This is a genomic window from Sulfurovum sp., assembly GCF_049668085.1.
GTDB lineage: Bacteria > Campylobacterota > Campylobacteria > Campylobacterales > Sulfurovaceae > Sulfurovum.
The window spans coordinates 1-4,550 of record NZ_JBATIY010000012.1 but is presented as its reverse complement, the minus strand read 5'-3'; the positions used below and the strand labels follow the sequence as shown (position 1 = coordinate 4,550).

7 protein-coding genes are annotated in these 4,550 nt (G+C 35.9%); 5 read left to right on the top strand and 2 right to left on the bottom strand.

Features of this window, described 5'->3' with window-relative positions:
• The first annotated feature begins 2 nt into the window (after positions 1–2).
• The 5 genes from WBM70_RS00890 to WBM70_RS00870 are packed head-to-tail and all read left to right on the top strand — an operon-like array spanning position 3 to position 2,951.
• Positions 3–179, top strand: a complete 177-nt coding sequence (locus tag WBM70_RS00890; protein ID WP_424556633.1) for a methylated-DNA--[protein]-cysteine S-methyltransferase — start codon at positions 3–5, stop codon at positions 177–179.
• A 27-nt stretch (positions 180–206) separates the two neighbouring features.
• Positions 207–695: an ArsI/CadI family heavy metal resistance metalloenzyme gene (locus tag WBM70_RS00885; RefSeq protein ID WP_424556632.1), complete on the top strand. Its 489-nt coding sequence runs from the start codon at positions 207–209 to the stop codon at positions 693–695.
• Positions 696–736: 41 nt separating this feature from the next.
• Complete coding sequence (locus WBM70_RS00880; RefSeq protein ID WP_424556631.1) at positions 737–1,342, top strand: class I SAM-dependent methyltransferase; 606 nt, start codon at positions 737–739, stop codon at positions 1,340–1,342.
• An 8-nt stretch (positions 1,343–1,350) separates the two neighbouring features.
• Positions 1,351–2,286, top strand: coding sequence for an alpha/beta fold hydrolase (locus tag WBM70_RS00875; protein ID WP_424556630.1), 936 nt, complete (start codon positions 1,351–1,353; stop codon positions 2,284–2,286).
• Positions 2,287–2,312: 26 nt separating this feature from the next.
• Positions 2,313–2,951 (top strand): fumarylacetoacetate hydrolase family protein, encoded by a 639-nt coding sequence (locus WBM70_RS00870; RefSeq protein WP_424556629.1) that lies wholly within the window; start codon positions 2,313–2,315, stop codon positions 2,949–2,951.
• On the opposite strand, the gene WBM70_RS00865 is transcribed toward WBM70_RS00870, so the two are convergent.
• The gene (locus WBM70_RS00865) at positions 2,944–3,957 is read right to left on the bottom strand and encodes an endonuclease/exonuclease/phosphatase family protein (RefSeq protein ID WP_424556628.1); all 1,014 of its coding nucleotides are present in this window, start codon (positions 3,955–3,957) and stop codon (positions 2,944–2,946) included. The genes WBM70_RS00870 and WBM70_RS00865 overlap by 8 nt on opposite strands.
• An 8-nt stretch (positions 3,958–3,965) precedes the next feature.
• Positions 3,966–4,469, bottom strand: a complete 504-nt coding sequence (locus WBM70_RS00860) for a shikimate kinase (protein ID WP_424556627.1) — start codon at positions 4,467–4,469, stop codon at positions 3,966–3,968.
• Positions 4,470–4,550 lie beyond the last annotated feature (81 nt).

Genomic DNA, 4,550 nt, shown 5'->3' with positions numbered 1-4,550 from the left:
GTATAGACCATAAAACAGCAGTGAGAGCTGTGGCCTCTGCTGTGGGTGCCAATGCCATTTCTATCTTCATTCCTTGTCATCGTATCATCGGATCTGATGGTTCTTTAACTGGCTATGCCGGAGGATTGGAAGCGAAGCAGAAGTTGTTGGAAATAGAAAACAACTTGTTTACGATATAATCATTCCAACGATATAAAGGATACAAAATGGATGAAAAAAGAAGATTACATATACATATTTCAGTGGATGATATAGAAGAGAGCATTGCTTTTTATAATGTTCAGTTTGGTGCGGAGGCAACAAAAGTAAAAGAAGATTATGCACAATGGCTGGTGGATGACCTTTCACTTAATTTTGCCATCTCAACAAGAGGGGATGAAAAAGGGTTGAATCATTTAGGCGTACAGTATGAGAGTGATGAAGCATTACTTGAAGCGCAACATGAATTTGAGGCGAAAGGGATCAAAGGAAAAGTAGAAGAGGGTGCTGTTTGTTGTTATAAAGAGTCAAACAAGTATTGGGTTACAGACCCCACTGGTTTAATTTGGGAGAATTATCACTCTATGGATGATATAGAAGTATTTGGTATAGATACAAAAGATACCCAAGACGGATGTTGTGTTCCATCGTTTGGCAAGTTTTCTGAGACCCCTTCATGTACACCAACAAAGAGTGATGAGGGTTGTTGTTCATAAAATAGAAAACATTTTAGAAATATTTTACAAAGTAGGTAATAATGGAAAAGAAAAACTTTTTTGAATCGATATATGAAAATGCAGACCATGAAGACCTGGCTGCTATACCATGGGCGACACTTGCTCCGAATGTGTATCTGGAAAAACATTTAAGTCAACATGATGTTGTCTCAGGTAAAAAAGCTTTGGTCATCGGGTGTGGTTTAGGCGATGATGCACTGATCCTGGAAAAGCATGGTTATGAAGTAGACGCTATAGATATTTCTCCTTCTGCTATTGCGTTGGCAAAGAAAAGACATCCTGAAAGTAAGGTTGATTTTCATGTAGGTGATATCTATGATATGCCTGAGTCATCTATCGGGAAGTATGACTTTGTCTATGAAGGACTTACAATTCAGTCTTTACCTCCTAAAGACAGAAAAACACTTGTGTCTATCATCGTTTCTCTTGTCATTGAAGGTGGTGAGTTGTTAGTCTATGCAAATACTCAGAATGATGAAGACAGTTATGGAGGACCGCCATGGCCACTCTATGACGATGAGTTTAAACTTTTTGAGAATGAGGGTCTTGAGAAAGTCCATGAAGAGAAAGAGGATATAAATAAGCCTATAGCACCGTATCATTGTTGTGTTTTGTATAGAAAATAGAATACAAAATGTCAATCCAAAAAGTCATCTTCATCATACTGGTTGGGATACTGAGTTTTACCGGATTTAGTGCCACCAAATTATATGATGTGGTGATGGCATATGAGCGATATAGTGCAGGGTTGCAAACAAAGTCCATTACTTTGGACTTTGGTGAGATCGCTTATGCTGAGAATGATGTAAAGAGTGATATAACACTGGTATTGCTCCATGGATTTGGTGGGAATAAGGACACATGGAATTGGGTTGTTCCTGCTTGGAATGACAAATATCATGTTGTTGTGATAGATATGCCTGGACATGGGGACAGTGTTTCAAAGAAAACGTTAAGCTACACGATGACAGATCAGGCAGAAAGGTTAAACCAATTTTTAGAAGCTAAAAAGATCAAGACATTTTATCTATTTGGTCATTCTATGGGTGGAGCCATTGCTGTACATTATGCACTCAACCATAGAGAAAAGGTCAATGCGCTTATACTTATAGATTCTATGGGAATGGTACAAACGAAAAGTGATGGTGTTAAACTGGTAGAGAAGTCTGACAAAAACCCACTCTATGATGTCTGTACGAAAGAAAGAATAGAAACACTTTTAAACTATTCTATGTATAAGCCTCCATATATTCCAGATATTATTAAAAGTGCACTTTTGGAAGAAAAATGTGCAAGACGCGATTTAGAAAAAGTGATGTATGAGGATATGTATACAGATGTTAATTTAAGTGCTGTAGCAAAAAACATATCTATGCCAACACTCATCTTATGGGGAGAAAAGGATAGGATGACACATGTAGATGATGCAAGTCTCTTTCATGAAACCATTAAAGGAAGCAAACTGGTGATATTGAAAGAGGTAGGACATGTACCTATACTTGAAGAACCTGAACAAACAGCTGATGAAGTAGATACGTTTATTCGACAGATAAGCAATCAAAAGAAGTAAAAGATAAGACATAGGAGAACAATAGAATGCAAACCATACAGTATGAAAATGAGATAGTGAGTCCTTCAAAAGTAGTATGCATAGGCCGTAATTACGTAGAGCATATAGAGGAATTGGGTAACGAGATACCAGAAAATATGGTGGTGTTCAATAAACCGAACTCTGCCATAACAGATACTTTGTATTACTTTTCAGAATCGTGTCGTTTTGAAGGTGAGATATGCTTTTTGATAGTCAAAGGTAAGATAGAAGCCCTGGGGTTTGGACTTGACTTAACCCATGCAGATATACAAAACAGGCTCAAAGAAAAAGGTTTACCCTGGGAGAGAGCCAAAGGATTTGACGGTTCTGCTGTTTTGAGTAAATTTGTACCATTGAGAGATGATATAGAAACACTGCATATGAAACTTTTTATTAACGAGACACTTGTGCAGTTTGCTAATTATGATCTGATGATGTATAAGCCCAATGTGATGTTAAGCGAGATACAGGACTTTATGCATTTGGAAGATGGTGATGTGATTATGTCCGGTACACCTAAAGGGGTTAATACTTATGCAGAGGGTGATAGATTTTTAGGACAGATCTATGCAGGTGAGAAACTTTTAGTGGAGAAAGAGTGGATAGTGAAGAAGATTGAACCCTCTACTTTTACTATCAAATAAAAGTTAATTCACAAGCTACTTGTGCATGATCACTTTGAAGTAAGGAACCATCTTTATTGTCTTGTAGATGATCATCTAAGACAGTATAGTTGGTCACCTTGGCAATCTTATCTTCATTCTCTTTATTAAAATCATTTGAGATAAAAATGTAATCCAATACATTTCCCTTACCTAAGAAATAACTCGTCGCTTTTCTTTTGGCTTCTTTTGCCTCTGGATGGGGATTATATACCTCTTCATTGTATTGATGACTTGCATCATATAAGACAAAACCTTCTTTGCTTTTATCATCATGGTATTTGGTATTTGATAATGCATCAATAGTGATTGAAAATTCTTTATCATTTAGATCACACAGCAGAACAGTGGGTTTATTTTTGTATTTTTTTATATCATAAAAAAGTGAAGATGCTTCGCATAATCTTTGTCTTAAAGATTTAGAATATTTACCTTCTAGCGCTTTTGATACTAATTCTTTTTTATACTCTAAACTATGGCTTTCATTAAATACGTATTCAAACTCATTGAGTCTATTTGATTTTAGATGACAGACATACACTAAAAGTTCTGTTTTGTTAGGAAGTGTTATCGTTGCCTTTAAAGGTATTCTGGAAAATTTGAAAGGGTCCTTATGGTCCTTTCCAAAGTGGTGTTTTTCAATGCTGGGTTGATGTATTTCTACTGCTTGTATGTTTGATATGGGGTATTTTGAAGCAATCGCAACGGTAGTGGTAACATATTTATATCTGTTCTTTGTACTTAGTTTTGCTACATCAACTATTTTAAAATATGTAAAACCTAAGTCTTTGACAAGATCTCTTAAAGCCTTTCTCGAAAATACTTCTTGAAATCCAATAATGTCACAATCCATTTTTAGTATTTGATCTCTTATCCATGTAGTCTTTTCAGACCATTGTCTTTCATTAAACTTGTCTTTTTTTGTATACCAGGAGTAAGGAGGTTCTACAAATTGAAAAAGATTAAAGGTACCTAATTTTATTTTCATGATGGAAGTTACAACACTCTCTGATCTAAAATAAAATCATATATAAGATGTATGAAAACTGGTATCTTTTGATTGGCATCAACACTGAAGTGTGCCTGCTCCCTATAGGTATCTATACGCTGGTCAAACAAGGCTCTGGCCCTGGATTCATCTTGAAGTAAAGGCCGTTTGTTGCGTTCTTTCGCTGACAAGCGATCCAGTATCACATCAAAGTCAGCATCTATGTTGATAATAAGAGACTTCTCTGGTATAGAACTATATATAGGCAGTCCACCACCTGTAGCAATGATCTGACCCGTCTTTTGAGTGAGTTCATTAATACATTTTTGTTCAAGAGAGCGAAAATATGCTTCCCCCTTTTTTTCAAAAAGATCTGTAATACTACTGTTCTGTTCTGCTTCAATAATACTATCAACATCCATAAAGTCTTTATAGAGTTGCCTTGCAAGAGATTTACCGACACTGGTTTTACCACTTCCCATAAAGCCTATCAATACTATGTTATCGTACACCAATGAGTAATCCTTATACTGTTTTCTTTAGTTTATATACATCAACAGTTTCAAACTATTGTTTTTGATCGAACTGATCTT